This window comes from Micromonospora sp. NPDC004336 (genome assembly GCF_053602615.1).
Genome location: NZ_JBSGDY010000145.1, coordinates 1 through 16,027, shown reverse-complemented (window position 1 = coordinate 16,027; position 16,027 = coordinate 1). Strand labels below are relative to the sequence as shown.

At 75.0% G+C, this 16,027-nt stretch carries 14 protein-coding genes; 7 read left to right on the top strand and 7 right to left on the bottom strand.

The features are described 5' to 3' along the window. Positions 1–188: 188 nt before the first annotated feature. From ACWENR_RS24040 to dnaE, 5 genes are all read right to left on the bottom strand, one after another. Positions 189–818 carry a transcriptional regulator gene (locus ACWENR_RS24040; RefSeq protein WP_452279223.1) on the bottom strand — a complete coding sequence of 210 codons (630 nt, stop codon included), beginning with the start codon at positions 816–818 and terminating at the stop codon, positions 189–191. Between the two features lie 99 nt (positions 819–917). Further along, entirely contained in the window at positions 918–1,886 is a 969-nt protein-coding gene (locus ACWENR_RS24035; protein WP_452279222.1) for a helix-turn-helix transcriptional regulator, read from the bottom strand. A gap of 68 nt (positions 1,887–1,954) precedes the next feature. Further along, the gene (locus ACWENR_RS24030; protein WP_452279221.1) at positions 1,955–3,007 is read right to left on the bottom strand and encodes an aminotransferase class V-fold PLP-dependent enzyme; all 1,053 of its coding nucleotides are present in this window, start codon (positions 3,005–3,007) and stop codon (positions 1,955–1,957) included. Positions 3,008–3,141: 134 nt separating this feature from the next. Next, positions 3,142–4,041 carry a hypothetical protein gene (locus ACWENR_RS24025; RefSeq protein ID WP_452279220.1) on the bottom strand — a complete coding sequence of 300 codons (900 nt, stop codon included), beginning with the start codon at positions 4,039–4,041 and terminating at the stop codon, positions 3,142–3,144. Positions 4,042–4,210: 169 nt separating this feature from the next. After that, positions 4,211–7,741 carry a DNA polymerase III subunit alpha gene (dnaE, locus tag ACWENR_RS24020; protein ID WP_452279219.1) on the bottom strand — a complete coding sequence of 1,177 codons (3,531 nt, stop codon included), beginning with the start codon at positions 7,739–7,741 and terminating at the stop codon, positions 4,211–4,213. Between the two features lie 236 nt (positions 7,742–7,977). On the opposite strand from dnaE, the gene ACWENR_RS24015 reads away from it, so the two are divergent. Further along, complete coding sequence (locus ACWENR_RS24015; RefSeq protein ID WP_452279218.1) at positions 7,978–8,544, top strand: RNA polymerase sigma factor; 567 nt, start codon at positions 7,978–7,980, stop codon at positions 8,542–8,544. A 61-nt stretch (positions 8,545–8,605) separates the two neighbouring features. On the opposite strand, the gene ACWENR_RS24010 is transcribed toward ACWENR_RS24015, so the two are convergent. Continuing rightward, a complete protein-coding gene (locus ACWENR_RS24010) occupies positions 8,606–9,010 on the bottom strand; it encodes a hypothetical protein (protein ID WP_452279217.1) in 405 nt (134 codons plus the stop codon). Positions 9,011–9,023: 13 nt separating this feature from the next. On the opposite strand from ACWENR_RS24010, the gene ACWENR_RS24005 reads away from it, so the two are divergent. Next, a complete protein-coding gene (locus ACWENR_RS24005) occupies positions 9,024–9,269 on the top strand; it encodes a hypothetical protein (protein WP_452279216.1) in 246 nt (81 codons plus the stop codon). A 160-nt stretch (positions 9,270–9,429) separates the two neighbouring features. Here the strand turns inward: ACWENR_RS24005 and ACWENR_RS24000 are convergent, their stop codons facing one another. Further along, the gene (locus tag ACWENR_RS24000) at positions 9,430–11,010 is read right to left on the bottom strand and encodes a serine/threonine-protein kinase (RefSeq protein ID WP_452279215.1); all 1,581 of its coding nucleotides are present in this window, start codon (positions 11,008–11,010) and stop codon (positions 9,430–9,432) included. A 190-nt stretch (positions 11,011–11,200) separates the two neighbouring features. Between ACWENR_RS24000 and ACWENR_RS23995 the strand changes: the two genes are divergently transcribed. The 5 genes from ACWENR_RS23995 to ACWENR_RS23975 all read left to right on the top strand — a co-directional run bounded on the left by ACWENR_RS23995 (position 11,201) and on the right by ACWENR_RS23975 (position 15,987). Next, positions 11,201–11,803, top strand: a complete 603-nt coding sequence (locus tag ACWENR_RS23995; RefSeq protein ID WP_452279214.1) for a hypothetical protein — start codon at positions 11,201–11,203, stop codon at positions 11,801–11,803. A 94-nt stretch (positions 11,804–11,897) separates the two neighbouring features. Beyond that, positions 11,898–13,184: a sensor histidine kinase gene (locus ACWENR_RS23990; protein ID WP_452279213.1), complete on the top strand. Its 1,287-nt coding sequence runs from the start codon at positions 11,898–11,900 to the stop codon at positions 13,182–13,184. Between the two features lie 53 nt (positions 13,185–13,237). Next, entirely contained in the window at positions 13,238–13,954 is a 717-nt protein-coding gene (locus ACWENR_RS23985) for a response regulator (protein ID WP_452279224.1), read from the top strand. Positions 13,955–14,035: 81 nt separating this feature from the next. Continuing rightward, entirely contained in the window at positions 14,036–14,929 is an 894-nt protein-coding gene (locus ACWENR_RS23980) for an ABC transporter ATP-binding protein (RefSeq protein ID WP_452279212.1), read from the top strand. Further along, the gene (locus tag ACWENR_RS23975) at positions 14,926–15,987 is read left to right on the top strand and encodes an ABC transporter permease (RefSeq protein WP_452279211.1); all 1,062 of its coding nucleotides are present in this window, start codon (positions 14,926–14,928) and stop codon (positions 15,985–15,987) included. Before ACWENR_RS23980 ends, ACWENR_RS23975 begins: the two co-directional genes overlap by 4 nt. The last annotated feature ends 40 nt before the right edge of the window (positions 15,988–16,027 follow it).

Below are 16,027 nucleotides of genomic sequence, written 5' to 3'. Positions count from 1 at the left end.
CCCCCCCCCCCCCCCCCCGCGGGGCCCCCCCCGGCGGCACATCCGCAGCAGGCAACGGCCGGCGCCCCGGACACCCGGGGCGCCGGCCGTCGACGTCAGCCCGACCAGCCTCGCGCACCCCGAGGCGAGCACGCGCGCTCGCGCCGGCGAGGGCGCCCGCGGCGGCGCCCGGGCGGCACGGGTACCCGTCAGCGTGGGGGCGGCGCGGAGCAGGCGGCGACGGCGGCGGGGAGCGTGGTCAGGCGGGTCGCCGGCGCGGGGAGCGGCTCGATCCAGCCGGGCCCCGCGCCGTACACCCGGATCGCCGGGAAGTCCCGGGCGAAGCGCACCAGGCGGTACGCGCGGCCGGTGACCGGCGTCTGGGCCCAGACCACGACGGTGCGGGGACGGGCCCGGCGTACGGCGCCGGCGAGCGCCGCCCACGGCAGCGCGGGCCCGAGCAGGAGGCTGCCCCGGGTCCGCTCGCGCAGCGCGGCGGAGAGCGCGTGCAGGCCCAGGCAGTGCGTCTCCTGTTCGGCGCCGGCGAGCAGCACGCCGCCGGTGGGCAGCGGGCGGCCGGGCACGCGCCGGAACACGTCCAGGCCGACGCGGACGCCCTCGGCGAGGGCGTGCTCGACGGCGACCTCGACGGCCGTGTGCCCGCGCAGCGCGGCGAGCGCCGGCACGCATACCTGCTCCCAGAACGCCGGGACGCCCCAGCCGTCGGCGAGTTCGCCGACGAGCGCGGCGACCCGGTTGCCGTCGAGGTCCTCGGCGGCCAGGGCGAGGCGCTTGCGCGCGATCTCGACGGCCTCGGTCGGCATGGGTCCTGTCAGCACCAGACGCACCCCCGGGTAGACGTTTCGCTACCAGGGGGTTCGCTGGGAGGGCGCCGGCTGGATGCGGCCTCGTGGGATTAGCGCGGCGCGCCGGACGGGCTACCCGGGCGGGGCGCCCGCCGCCCGGGCGGCCCGGCCGCTGATCTCGCGCAGGTACGCGACGAGTTCCGGCGGCTCGTGCACCTCGACCTCGCAGCCGAGCGTCAGCAGCCGCCACGCCACCCACTCCAGGGTGTCGGTGTGGCTGCTCAGCCGGCACGTGTGCGCGTCGATCGGGACCAGGTCGCCGGGCGAGTCGCCGATCCGGCCGGCGACCGCCTCGACGGGCGCGTGCAGGGTCGCCACCGCCCGGTAGACCGGCGTGCGTTCGAGCAGTTTGCCGGCCACGTACGCGGCGGCGTCGGCGGCGGGCAGCTGCCGCGGCGCGGTACGCACGCCGATGGCGACCGGCTCCGCGATCCGGTCGACCCGGAAGATCCGCCAGTCGTCCCGGTCGTTGTCGTAGCCGACCAGATACCACCGGCGCCCCGCCGACACCAGCCGGTGCGGCTCCACCCGCCGTTCGCCGGTCTCCCCGCCGTGCCGACGGTAGGCGAACCGCAGCCGCTCGCGGTTGGCGATCGCGGCGGCCAGCCCCGCCAGCCGCTCCGGGTCGACCGTCGGCCGCTGCCAGGTCAGCATCGGTTCGGTGGCGGCGCCCAGCGCCCCGACCCGGTGCCGCAGCCGCGCGGGCAGCACCTGCTCCAGCTTCGCCAGCGCCCGTACCGACGCCTCCTCGATGCCGGTCACGGCGTGCCCCGCCGCGGTCCGCAGGCCCACCGCGATCGCCACCGCCTCCTCGTCGTCGAGCAGCAGCGGCGGCATGGCCTTGCCGGCGACCAGCCGGTAGCCGCCGACGGCGCCCATCGTGGCGCGGACCGGGTAGCCCAGCTCGCGCAGGCGCTCCACGTCGCGGCGGACGGTCCGCATGCTGACCCCGAGCCGGGTCGCCAGCTCGCTGCCGGGCCAGTCGCGGGGCGTCTGCAACAGCGACAGCAGGGTCAGCAGCCGGGCCGAGGTGTCGGACACGGGCCCAACCTAGCGGCGGGGTGTGTCAGCGGCTGACCTGCCCGGCCCCCTGGCGTCGGCCCGCACGCCTAACCGCCGCCGGGCCGGCCGGCCAGGGCCTCCAGCGCGAGGTCCACGTCCGCCTCCGTGGAGTAGACGTGGAAGGAGGCCCGGACCCGGCCGGCGCGGACCGCAGCCCGGACGCCCGCGCGCTCCAGCCGCTCCCGCGCCCCGGGCACCTCCACCGTGACGATGGCGCTCTCCCCCGGCGGCCGGCCCAGCCCGGCGAGGAACCGGTTGGCCAGCGCGACGTCGTGCGCGTGCACGGCCGGCACGCCGATCTCGGCGAGCAGCTCCAGGGCGGGGGCGGTGCCGACCCAGCTGAACCAGGCGGGCGAGATGTCGAACCGGCGGGCGTCGTCGGCGAGCCGCAGCGGCGGGCCGTAGTAGGAGGCGTGCGGGTCCCGGCCCGCGTACCAGCCGGCCCCGTCGGGCCGCAGCCGCTCGCGCAGCGCGGGGGCCAGGTAGGCCAGCGCCGAGCCGCGCGGGGCCGTCAGCCACTTGTACGCCCCGACCACGACCACGTCCGCGAGGCTCGCGTCGAACGGCAGCCAGCCGCACGCCTGGGTGGCGTCCACCGCGACGAGCGCACCGTACGCCCGGGCCGCCGCGACGATCCCGTCGTACGGGGCCACCGCGCCGTCGGCGGACTGCACCAGGCTGAACGCGACCAGGTCGGTGCCGGCGTCGATCGCGTCGACCAGCCCGGCCAGCGGCACGACCCGCACGTCGACGCCCCGCTCGGCCTGCACCAGCCAGGGAAACAGGTTGGACGTGAACTCGACCTCGGGCACCAGCACGGTCGCCCCGGGCGGCAGCGCGGCGGCGACCGGCGCCAGCATCTGCGAGACGGCGGTGCCGACCGCGACGTCGGCGACGGGCACCCCGACCAGCCGGGCGAAGGCGACCCGGGACCGGTGGACCGACTCTCCCCAGCCCTCCCACGACGTGCGCCCGACGCGCCAGTCGGCCAGCGCCGCCTGCACCGCGTCCCACACCGGGTCGGGCGGCAGCCCGTAGCTGGCGGTGTTCAGCCAGCCCGGCTGCGGTCGCCACAGCTTCTGTGCCTCCACGATGTCCACCCCGCCGACGCTAGTCACCACCGTCGGCTACCGGCACGGCCAATCCCGTGACGGTGGCCCCGACGGTCGGGACGTCCGCACCTCCGGGCCGCCGGGATGCGGGGCTCGGCCGCTTGATCGCATCCCTCGGGCAGTCAGGCCTCGGCGCGAAGCGCGCGCAGTGTCCGACGGACCTCGCGCAGCCCCCGGTCGAGTGGCCAGCGCGCGATGTCGGCCAGGGGATGCTGCGTCCGTAGCCGCCGGACGATCTCCCATCCGACCAGGTAGCCGCAGCGCTTCGGCAGGTCGCCGGCGTGCGGCGAGTCCCGCATCAGGAAGTACGCCGCGTTGTGCTCGACGTCGGTGGCGTCGAGATCGGCGTCGATCCGGCCCAGGATCTCCGGCCACCTGGCGCGGCACCCGTCGAGCCAGGCCCGGTAGCCCGGGCGGCCGGCCCAGAGGTATTCCTCGTCCGGCAGGCCCGGCGCGGTCTCCGCGGAGACCTGGGTGGCGAGCCCCTCGCTGAGCAGCGAGTTGGCCACCCCGTGGCTGGGCCAGTCGCGGGTGGCGGCCAGCCGATCGTGCACCACGTGCGCCGCCTCGTGCAGGACGAGCAGCCGGTCGTTGCCCGGCGGGCCGAGCTCCTCGACGGCGAGGAAGAGACCGAGCCGGCCGTCGAGCCGGTCCGCCCAGCCGTTGGCCCGGTGCAGCCCCACCAGCACCACGCAGTCGAGCGGGTCGCCGTCCTCGGTCCAGCCCATCGCGTCGGCGACCGATGCGACACTCTCCGGCAGCAGCGCGCGTACCGCCGTGGAGCGGGCGGCGAGGTCGGCGCCGCAGCCGCGGAGCCCAGCCAGGACGGCGGCGAGGTCGTCGGGGCGCGACCACTCCCCCTCGCGGTCCAGCTCGGCGAAGACCTCCGGGTGACGGCCGACGTAACGCTCCCGCCAGAGGCCGGGCCAGTCCCGCGCCGGGACCTGCCCGCACTCGTCGAGCAGGGTCAGGAAGTCGGGCACCAGGTCGCGCACGCGAAGCTCGCTGATGCTGGTGGGCACGCCGTCATCCTGGCACCCGCAAGAGCCCATCGTCCATCGCGGATCACGATCAGGACCGGAGGAGGACCCGCCGGCGTCCGGTGGTCGTCGAGTCCTGGGACCAGCGGGCGGGGCGGGCCGGGTCGCGTGCCCCGCGCGCGACGGCGCGGGGCACGGGACGACGGGACTGTCAGCTGACGTTGGCGGGGCCCAGGACGCTCTTCAGGTCGCCCATCAGCGCGGTGGTGGCCGCGACCCGGAACGGGCCGAGCCGCAGCGTGGTGACCTTGCTGCCGTTGAGCAGCTTGACGTGCACCTCGGTGTCGCCCGGGTGCAGCACCAGGGTCTCCTTGAGGCGCTCCACCAGCGGCGGCGTGCACCGGGTCACCGGGATGGTCAGGGTGATCGGCTTGCTCGCCGGGTTGCTGCTGACGTCCGGCATGGACATGTCCATCGCCATGATGCGGGGCGTGTCGTCGCGCCGGTCGACCCGCCCCTTGACCACCACGATGGCGTCCTCGGCGATGTACTGCCCGATCACCTCGTAGGTGTTGGGGAAGAAGAGCGTCTCCACGCCGCCGGCGAGGTCCTCCAGGGTGGCCGAGGCCCAGGCCCGGCCCTGCTTGGTGACCCGACGCTGCACGCCGGAGAGGATGCCGGCGAGGGTGACCACCGCCCCGTCCGGCACGGTGCCCTCCTCGGACAGGGCGGCGATCGTGCAGTCCGCCGCCGCGCCGAGGACGTGCTCCAGGCCGAAGAGCGGGTGGTCGGAGACGTAGAGGCCGAGCATCTCGCGTTCGAAGGCGAGCTTGTCGCGCTTGTCCCACTCCCCGTCGCCGATCACCGGCATCACCGTGGTGCTGTTGGTGTCGGCGTCGCCGAAGCCGGCGCCGAAGAGGTCGTACTGGCCGACGGCCTCCTTGCGCTTGACGTCGGCGTACGCGTCGATGGCCTCCGCGTGCACCGTGAGCAGTGCCTTGCGGGAGTGCCCGAGCGAGTCGAACGCGCCGGCCTTGATCAGCGATTCGATGGTCTTCTTGTTGCAGACCACCGCGTCGACCTTCGACAGGAAGTCGTAGAAGTCGACGTACTCGCCCTTCTCGTCGCGGCAGCGCATGATCGCGGCGACGACGTTCGCCCCGACGTTGCGGACCGCGCCGAGGCCGAAGCGGATCTCCTTGCCGACCGGGGTGAACGGCCCGGCGGAGGTGTTCACGTCCGGTGGCAGCACCTGGATGCGCATCCGGCGGCACTCCGAGAGGTAGAGCGCCATCTTGTCCTTGTCGTCGCCGACGGAGGTGAGCAGCGCCGCCATGTACTCGGCCGGGTAGTGCGCCTTCAGGTAGGCCGTCCAGTAGGACACCAGACCGTACGCCGCCGAGTGCGCCTTGTTGAAGGCGTAGCCGGCGAAGGGGACCAGCACGTCCCAGACCTTCTGGATCGCCTCGTCGGAGTAGCCCCGCTCCCGGCAGCCGTCCCGGAACGGGATGAACTCCTTGTCGAGGATCTCCTTCTTCTTCTTACCCATCGCCCGGCGCAGCAGGTCGGCCTGGCCGAGGGTGTAGCCGGCGAGGATCTGCGCGGCGCGCTGCACCTGCTCCTGGTAGACGATCAGGCCGTAGGTGGGCGCGAGGATCTCCCGCAGCGGCTCCTCCAGCTCCGGGTGGATCGGGGTGATCTCCTGGAGGCCGTTCTTGCGCAGCGCGTAGTTGGTGTGCGAATCCACACCCATCGGGCCGGGCCGGTAGAGCGCGAGGACGGCGGAGATGTCCTCGAAGTTGTCCGGCTTCATCATCCGCAGCAGGGAGCGCATCGGCCCGCCGTCGAGCTGGAACACGCCCAGGGTGTCGCCCCGGGCCAGCAGCTCGTACGCGGGCTTGTCATCCAGCGGCAACCCGAGCAGGTCCAGCTCCTTGCCGTGGTTGAGCTGGATGTTCTTCACCGCGTCGTCGATGATCGTCAGGTTGCGCAGGCCGAGGAAGTCCATCTTCAACAGCCCGAGCGACTCGCACGTCGGGTAGTCGAACTGGGTGATGATCACCCCGTCGGAGTCCCGGCGCATCAGCGGGATGTGGTCGATGATCGGCTCGGCGGACATGATGACGCCGGCGGCGTGCACGCCGGTCTGCCGGATCAGCCCCTCGATGCCCCGGGCGGTGTCGATGACCTTCTTGACGTCCGCCTCGGCCTCGTACATGCCCCGGATCTCGCCGGCCTCGGCGTAGCGGGGGTGCTTGGGGTCGAAGATGCCCTCCAGCGGGATGTCCTTGCCCATCACCGCCGGGGGCATCGCCTTGGTGATCCGGTCGCCCACCGCGTACGGGTAGCCGAGCACCCGGGCCGAGTCCTTGATCGCGGCCTTCGCCTTGATCGTGCCGAACGTGGCGATCTGGGCGACCTTGTCCTCGCCCCACTTGTCGGTGACGTACTTGATGACCTCGCCACGCCGGCGCTCGTCGAAGTCGATGTCGACATCCGGCATCGAGACGCGCTCGGGGTTGAGGAACCGCTCGAAGATCAGCCCGTGCGGGATCGGGTCGAGGTCGGTGATGCCCAGCGCGTACGCCACCAGCGAGCCGGCCGCCGACCCACGCCCGGGGCCCACCGCGATGCCCTGGCTCTTGGCCCACTGGATGAAGTCGGCGACCACGAGGAAGTACGACGGGAAGCCCATCTGGATGATGACGCCCAGCTCGTACTCGGCCTGCTTGACGTGCCCCTCCGGGATGCCGCCGGGGTAGCGCCGGGCCAGCCCGGCGAAGGTCTCCTTGCGGAACCAGGACTCCTCGGTCTCCCCCTCCGGGACCGGGAAGCGCGGCATCAGGTTGTGGAACTCGAACATCCCGGCCGGGTCGACCTTCTCGGCGACCAGCAGGGTGTTGCGGCAGCCCTCCAGCCAGAGGTCGGAGTTGTCGACGGCGCGCATCTCGTCGGCGGACTTGATGTAGTAGCCGCTGCCGTCGAACCGGAACCGGTTCGGGTCGGCGACGTTCGCCGCCGTCTGGACGCAGAGCAGCACGTCGTGCGCCTCGGCCTGGGACTCGTGGGTGTAGTGCGAGTCGTTGGTCACCACGGGCGGGATGTCCAGCTTGCGGGAGATGTCGTGCAGCTCCTGGCGGACCCGGCTCTCGATGCTGATGCCGTGGTCCATGATCTCCAGGAAGTAGTTCTCCTTGCCGAAGATCTCCTGGTACCGCGCCGCGGCCTTGAGCGCCTCGTCGTACTGGCCCAGGCGCAGCCGGGTCTGCACCTCGCCGGAGGGGCAGCCGGTGGTGGCCATCAGCCCCTCGGCGTTCTCCGCGAGCAGCTCCGCGTCCATCCGCGGCCACTTGACGAAGAAGCCCTCGGTGTACGAGCGGCTGGTGAGCTTGAACAGGTTGTGCAGGCCCGTCTTGTTCTTCGCCCAGATCGTCATGTGGGTGTAGCCGCCGCTGCCGGAGACGTCGTCGCTCTTCTGCTCCGGCCGGCCCCAGCGCACCCGCTGCTTGTGGAAGCGCGACTCCGGCGCCACGTACGCCTCGATGCCCAGGATCGGGGTGACGCCGGCCGCCATCGCCTGCTTGTAGAAGTCGTTCGCGCCGTGCATGTTGCCGTGGTCGGTCATCGCGACCGCCGGCATGCCCTGCCGCTTGACCTCGGCGAAGAGGTCCTTCAGCCGGGCCGCGCCGTCGAGCATCGAATACTCCGTGTGCACGTGCAGATGCGCGAACGAATCGCCCATGCGTGGCGCCCCCCGGGTCGGATCATGGGATGGTCGAGGTCGGACGGCCTACCCTATCGCCGCCTCGTCAGGCCCCTCCAGACGCCGCGCCCGGCACAGCGGGGCGGGTGTCGCGGATCTCGCCGACCGGCTCCGGCGGCGCCTCGCGACAGTCGGTTCGCGGACTCGCGGCGGGCCGCCCGGCGACGCCGGCCGTACCCTGAGCGGACGGTGTCCGGCGAGCATTGGACGACCTGATGCCCCTCGGCGAGGATATCGAGGCCCTGGCCGCGTCGGCGGCGCGCGGCGACGCGGCGGCGCTCGACGCGCTGCTGGCCGCGGTCCGCCCCGAGGTGCTGCGGCTCTGCGCGCGCCTGCTGCCGAACCGGCAGGACGCCGAGGAGGCGTGCCAGGACACGCTGCTCGCGGTGGCCCGGGGCATCGGCCGGTTCGAGGGCCGCTCGTCGTTCCACACCTGGCTGCACCGGCTGGCGGCCAACCGGGCCCGCTCGACCTACCGCGTGCTGCGCCGGCGCTGGCTGGTGGAGGCAGGCGGCGTGCCGCTGCCGGAGCCGGTGGATCCCCGGCGGACCAGCGTGGTCGCCGGCACCCGGCTCGACCTGCTCGACGCGCTCGACTCGGTCCGCCCCGAACTCGCCGAGGCGGTGACCCTGCGCGACGTCCTCGGGTTGGGCTACCGCGAGATCGCCGACCTGCTCGACCTGCCGGAGGGCACCGTCAAGTCGCGGCTGCACGAGGCCCGCAGGCAGGTCCGGCTCCGGCTGACCGGTGAGCCCGGGCGCGGCGGGGAGGGGCTGCCGTGATGCCGACGATCCGCCGGGCCGGGGCGGCGGAGACCGAGGCCGGCCGGGACGGCGCGGCGGGTCACTGGCGTCCGTCGTCGGTCGGCCGGTGGCGCCGCTCGTCGGCCGGCCGGTCGCGGCGGTCGTCGGTGGGCCGGTGGTGCCCCTCGTCGGGCGGCCCGGCGCGGTGGCGGCGCGCCGCGGCCGGGCTGGTCGCGGCGGTCCTGGCCGGCGCGGGCGCGGCGTGCGGCGGCGGGGACACGCCGGTCGCGCCGCTGCCCGTCCAGCCGCCGACCGCGACCGCGGCCGGCCCGTCCGGTCCGCCGGTCGCCGCGCCGCCGACCGCCGCGACCACGCCGGCCACCCGGCCGGCCCCGCCCGCCGCCGCCCCGCCGGCCGCGCGCCCCCCGGCGGCCGCACCGCCCGCGACGACCACCACCCGGCGTACGCCGCCCGCGACGCGGTCGCCGAGCGGGCCGCCCAGCACCTGCTTCGGGGCGGTGCGTCACGACCTGGTGCTGGCCGAGACCGAGTTGGCCCTGCTCACCTCGCTCTGCTTCGCCACCGGTGGGGTGCTGCGGATCATCGGCATCGGTCCCGGCGAGGTGACCGTGGACCGCGAGGACCTGGTCTCCCGCAGCTACGAGGCCGGGGTGGTGGACGTCCGGTTCGTCCGACCCGGCACGGTGGCCGTGCTGATCCCGCAGGAGGGCACGACGCACACGGTCACCGTGGTGGTGCGGTAGCCGAGCGACGGGCGCGGGCGCCCGTGGGCGGCCAGCGTTCGAGCAGCCGGTCCAGTGCCTCGCCGTACGGGGTCGGGACGATGTCGCCCTCGAACACGATGGCCAGCTCGCCCGAGCGTGCCCGCCCGACTGACGCGGTGACCGGGCCCCGTGGGAGGGGTCATCGGCGGTGCCGCCCGCCCACCCGCACCCCGGCCAGCAGGGTGTCCACGAAGTCGGCCCGGCTGTCGGCCGGGGGTGTCGCCTGAACGTAGATCAGGCCGAGGCGACCGGGCGCGAGCCCGGCCGCCTCGACGATCTCGGGTCGGCCCTGCTCGCAGGTGAACCGGGCCACCACCCAGTCGACGCCCGCCTGACGGGTGCGACGCACCGGCGAGGCGGCGCACGCCGCGTGCGGCCGCTCGGCGACGAATCCCGCCGGGGTGGTCCGCGCGGCGAGCCCGGCCGACAACCCGACGAAGGCACCCGGCACGCTCGGGTCGGTCCCCCATCTCGGCGGGTCGGGTGACATGACCAGGGCCGGCTCGAGGCGGCCGTCGTCGCCGTACCGGCCGGCCCAGCCGGTGCCGGTGGCCCGCCATCCGGGCGGCAGCCGGACCGTCACCGGCCCGCTCGTCCAGCTCTCGGCGTCCCGCCCGACCGTCGTGCCGTCCCCGGCCGTGGATCCGGCCCCGGCGAGGGCCAGTACGCCCAGCACCAGCACGCCGAGCCGCCGCCGGGTGACCGGCCGACCCGGTGCCCGCACCCGCCCGGGCGGGACACCGACCAGACCGGGGGGCGGGTTGCCGGGCAGGTCGGCGACCGAGCCCGGGTGCGGCCTGGCGGGCGGGTCGGCGGCGGGCGCGGGGGCGGCGCGCGGGGTGCGCGGAGACACGCCGGCCGGCGCCCGGGCGGGCGGCGGATCGCCCGGCCCGGGTGCCGACTCCCCGGCGACGAACCTCGCGGGCGCGGTGACCGCGTGGCGCAGGGCGACACGGAAGGCGGCGGCGTCCGGGTACCGGTCGGCGGGTCGGTGCGCGGTGGCCCGCCGCAGGACCGCGACCACCCCGGGCGGAACGCCCGGACGCGTCCCGGCCGCCGCGTCGACGTCGGCGGTGCTGGCGTGACCAACGGCGGCGACCGGGCCGAGGAGCCGCAGGCCGAGCCGGCCCAGGCCGTACACGTCGGCGCGGGTGTCGACGACGGCGAGCGGATCGTCCTGTTCCGGGGCCATGTAGCCGGGGGTGCCGGCGCGGGCGGTGAGACCGGAGGAGGCGGCGAGGGCCTTGGCCAGCCCGAGATCGGCGATCAGGACCCGCTCGCCGTGCGGGCCGGACCGGAACAGGACGTTGCCCGGGGTCAGGTCGCGGTGCACCACGCCGTGGCGGTGCAGGACGGCGACCCCTGCGGCGATCTCGGCCAGCAGGTCCAGGGCGGCGGGCGCCGGCATCGGGCCGGCCGTGAGGCGGTCGCGCAGGCTGCCACCGTCGGCCCAGGCCATCACCGAGTACGGTCGGCCGTCGGCCAGCTCGCCGGCGGCGTGGACGCGGATCAGCCGCTCGTCGTCGAGTTGGCGCAGAAGGCGGGCCTCGTCGAGGAACCGCTCCCGTACCCGCAGGTCGTGGTGCCAGTTCTCGGCCAGCACCTTGATCGCCACCCGGGAGTCGAGCACCGGGTCGTGGCCCAGCCAGACCGTCGCGAACGAGCCCACGCCCAGCAGCCGCTCGATCCGGTAGGGCCCGATCTGCTCCGGACCGGTCACCGCACCACCCCCGACACCGGCGGTCCCCCTGCTCCGCCTCGACAGTAGACGGGCGCCGGGTCGGCGGCAGCCCTCGACGACGCGCCCCGGTGCGGGCGGGCGGACGTGGGTCGGAAACCCGACGAACCGATTCCACCGGCGGGGAGACCAAGACAACAAGGACATCCGTACTCCGTAGGAGGAGATCCCCGTGCACCGTCTCTCGTACACCGTCGTCACCGCCCTGCTCGCCGCGGCCGGGCTCATGCCGATCACCGGGGCATCCCCGGCCGCCGCCGCACCCCGGACGGCCGCCGCCGGGCTTCCGACCGACCGTCCCGGCGCGGCGGCCGACGCCGCCGAGCGGGACGAGGTGGGGCTCATCAGCGTCCGGGGTGCCGGACCGTTCCGGATCGGGGCCCGCCTGGAGCGTCTGGCGGCGGCCGGTCTCATCGACTGGACGGCCCCCGACTGCCGGAACGTGGTCCACGCCGGCGTCACCGGGGCCTGGGCGGGGAAGGTCCTGCTGGCCTTCCGCGACGGACGGCTGGTGGAGGTGGGCACCGCCACCGCGCCGCCGCGCACGCCCGCCGGCGCGGGGGTGGGCATGTCCTTCGCCGCTCTGGAGGAGATCTACGGCGTACGGGGCTCGATGATCCGCAACGACGCGGGTGACGCCTCGGCGTACCTGGTGCGCGTCGGCTCCCGGGTGGAGTTGTTCACCGGCCACCCGATCCGGCCGGGGGTCGGCTACCTCCAGGTCGGGCCGGCGGCCCACGTCGAGCGCGAGTTCCGGCGGGGCGTCTCCTGCTGACCGACGTTCCGACACCGACGGCGGCGGGCCCCCGCGGGCCCGCCGTGCCGGGCTCCCGACCGTCGCCGAGTGCCGGGATGAGATCCTCACCAGGGTGAACACCGTGACTGACGACGACTGGCGGCGGCCGGGGCCCACCCCGGAGCAGCGACGCCTCGACGTCTACGCCGGGCTGGTGACGGTCGCCCTGGCGCTGGTCAGCCTCACCCTCGCCCGCAGCACCGGGGCGTTCCTGCTGGGGCCGCCGCCGTCCGTGCCGGAGCAGGTCTTCTGGACCGTCGCCGTGACCCTGCCGGTGATCTGGCGACGCCGCTTTCCCACCGCCACCACCGTGGTCGTCTCGATCGCGTTCGTCGCCGCGCAGGCGCGCTCCGCCCCGGAGACGCAGCTCTCCCAGTGGGCGCTGTTCGCCGCCCTCTACTCGCTGGGCGCGTGGGGGCCGGACCGCCGGCTGGCCCGCCGGCTGCGGATCGCCGTCATCGCCACCATGTTCGTCTGGCTGGGCGTCTCCTACGCGCTCGCCATCGACGACATCCCGCCCGACGCGTTCGACCGCGCGGTCGGGCCGGTGCCCCCGCTGCTCGCCTCGATCGTCGGCGGGGTGCTGGTCAACGGCATCTTCTTCGGGTTCGCGTACTTCTTCGGGGAGACCGCGTGGCTGGCCGCCCGCCGGCAGCACGAGGTGCAGGAGCAGGCCGCGGAGCTGCGCCGCTCGCAGGCCGAGGTCCGCGAGCACGCGGTGGTCGGCGAGCGGGTCCGCATCGCCCGGGAGCTGCACGACGTGGTCGCCCACCACGTGTCGGTGATGGGCGTGCAGGCGTCGGCCGCCCGCCGGGTGCTCGACAAGGACCCGGCCAAGGCCCGCACGGCACTGGGCGCGATCGAGGAGACGGCCCGCACGGCCGTCGACGAGCTGCGCCGGATGCTCGGCGTGCTCCGCGCCCGCGACGACGACGCCGACCGCGCGGACCAGCCGGGGCCGGCCGCGATCGACCAGGTCACGGCCGTGGTCGACCGGGCCCGCGAGGCCGGGCTGCGGGCCACCCTGGGGGTGTACGGGGACCGGGTGCCGCTGCCGGAGTCGGTCTCCCAGTCCGTGTACCGGGTCGTCCAGGAGGCCGCCACGAACACGCTCAAACACGCCGCCGGGGCGACCGCGCTCGACGTGCGGATCCGCTACCTGGCACACGAGGTGGAGGTCGACGTGACCGATGACGGACGGGCCACCCGCCCGGCGAACGCCGACGGGCTCGGCCTGATCGGGATGCGGGAGCGGGTCGCCACCCACGGCGGCTCGCTGGAGGTCGGCCCGCGCGCCGGCGGCGGTTGGCGGGTGCGGGCCCGGTTCCCGCTGCCCGTGGCGGCGGGACGGCCGGCGTGAGCGCCGAGCGGACGGAGCCGGGGGCGGCCCGCGCCGACGACGGGGCGTACGACGTGGACGCCTGGGCGGAGCACCGGGCCGACCGGCCGGTGCGGGTGCTGCTCGCCGACGACCAGCATCTGGTCCGCACCGGGTTCCGGGTCATCCTCGAGGTGGAGGACGACATCGAGGTCGTCGGGGAGGCGGCCGACGGCGCACGTGCCGTCAGCATGACCCGCGTGCTGCGCCCGGACGTGGTGCTGATGGACGTGCAGATGCCCGGGGTCGACGGGCTGGAGGCCACCCGGCGCATCACCGCCGAGCAGGACGAGCCGGGCGGCCCGGCCGTGCTGATCCTCACCACCTTCGACCGGGACGACTACCTGTTCGCCGCGCTGCGGGCGGGGGCCAGCGGCTTCCTGCTCAAGAACGGCACCCCGGAGGCGCTGGTCGAGGCCATCCGGGTGCTCGCGCGGGGCGACGGGCTGCTCGCCCCGGAGCTCACCCGGCGGGTCATCGCCACCTTCGCCCGCCCCGGCGACCCCGCCGCACCGGCCGGTGGGCGGGCCCGGCCGGAGGTGGCGCTGCGGGACCTCACGCCCCGCGAGCGGGAGGTCCTGGTGCTGGTCGCCGGGGGCGCCAGCAACGCCGAGATCGCCGCCGAGCTACACCTGGGCGAGGCGACGGTCAAGACGCACGTGAGCCGGGTGCTGGCCAAGCTCGGCCTGCGCGACCGGGTGCAGGCGGTGGTCTTCGCGTACGAGCACGGGGTGGTGCGTCCCGGCCGGTGACCGGTCTCCGCCGCGCGGCGGACCCGCCGGCTCAGCCTGCGGGCGGACGGCGGCGGGCGGTCGACGATCTAGCGTCGACCCGTGACGAACGTCCTCCGTCTCGACGGTGTCGACCGCAGCTTCGGCGACCGTCGGGTGCTCCAGAACGTGTCCTTCGACGTGGCGGCCGGCCGGATGACCGGCTTCGTCGGCGGCAACGGCGCCGGCAAGACCACCTCCATGCGGATCATCCTCGGGGTGCTCGCCCCGGACGCCGGCGAGGTGAGCTGGCAGGGCGCGCCGCTGACCCGGGAGGTCCGCCGGCGCTTCGGCTACATGCCGGAGGAACGCGGCCTCTATCCCAAGATGAGCGCCCGGGAGCAGGTGACCTACCTGGGCCGGCTGCACGGCATGACGGCCGCCGCCGCGCGGCGCAGCACGGACGCGCTGCTGGAGCGGGTCGGGCTCGCCGAGCGCGGCGGCGACCTGCTGGAGACGCTGTCGCTGGGCAACCAGCAGCGCGCGCAGATCGCCGCCGCGCTGGTGCACGACCCGGAGGTGCTGGTGCTCGACGAGCCGTTCTCCGGCCTCGACCCGATGGCCGTGGACACGGTCGTCGCGGTCCTGCGGGAGCGGGCCGCCACGGGCGTGCCGGTGCTCTTCTCCAGCCACCAGCTGGACGTCGTCGAGCGGCTCTGCGACGACCTGGTGATCATCTCCGGCGGCGTGATCCGGGCCGCCGGCAGCCGCGCGGAGTTGCGCGCGGCGTACACGACGCCCCGGTTCGAACTGGTGGTGGAGACCGACGCCGGCTGGCTGCGGGACCAGCCCGGGGTGACCCTGGTCGACCTCGACGGCGCCCGCGCCGTGTTCGACCTCGCGCCCGGCGCGGACGAGCAGCCGGTGCTGCACGCGGCGCTGGCCCGCGGCCCCGTCCGCGCCTTCCGCCCGGTCGCCCCGTCCCTCACCGAGATCTTCCGAGAGGTCGCCCAGTGAACACCACGCAGGCCACCCGCCTGGTCGCCGCCCGCGAGATCCAGGTCAAGCTGCGCGACCGCACCTTCCTGTTCACCACCCTGTTCTTCCTGCTGGTCGCCGCCGCCGCGACCATCCTGCCGCCGCTGCTCTCCGGCGGCCCGTCGAGCGTCGCGGTGACCGAGGCGGCGGCCGGCCCGCTGCGCGAGGCGGGCCTGGAGGTACGCGCGGTGCCCGACGACCGCGCCGCCGAGCGGGCCGTACGCGACGGCGACGTCGACGCGGCGGTGGTCTCCGGGCCGGCGGTGCTGGCCATGGACGACGCCCCGGACGACGTGGTGGCAGCGCTGAGCACACAGCCCACCGTCCGGCTGCTGGACCCGGACGCGGTGGACCCGGTGGTGGCCTTCCTGGTGCCGTTCGCCTTCGCGTTCGTCTTCTTCCTCACCTCGCAGACCTTCGGCGTGCAGATCGCCCAGTCCGTGGTGGAGGAGAAGCAGACCCGGATCGTGGAGATCCTGGTGGCGGCCGTGCCGGTCCGGGCGCTGCTGGCCGGCAAGCTGGTCGCCGGAACGGTGCTGGCGTTCGGGCAGATCGCCCTGATCGTCCTGGTCACGGTGGCCGGCGTGCAGTTCGGCGGCAGCGGCGGGCTGCTGTCGCTGCTGGCCCCCGCGATCGGCTGGTTCGTGCCGTTCTTCCTGGTCGGGTTCGTGCTGGTCGCGGCCATGTGGGCGGCGGCCGGCGCGCTGGTCAACCGCCAGGAGGACATCGCCGGCGTGTCGACGCCGGTGCAGCTGGCGGTCATGCTGCCGTTCTTCGCGGTGGCCTTCCTCAACGACAACGCGACCGCCATGCGGGTGCTGTCCTACCTGCCGTTCTCCGCGCCGACGGCGATGCCGCTGCGGCTGTTCACCAGGGACGCGGCCGGCTGGGAGCCGCTGGTGTCGCTGGCCCTGCTGCTGGTGACCGCCGCCGCGTTCGTCGTCGCCGGCGCGCGGGTGTACGAGGGCTCGCTGCTGCGTACCAACGGTCGCACCTCGTTGCGCGCCGCGTGGGGGTCCCGCGAGACCGTGGGCTGAGCGGCGGTCGGCCCGGGCGCCGGTGTCCTGTTCGGACGCC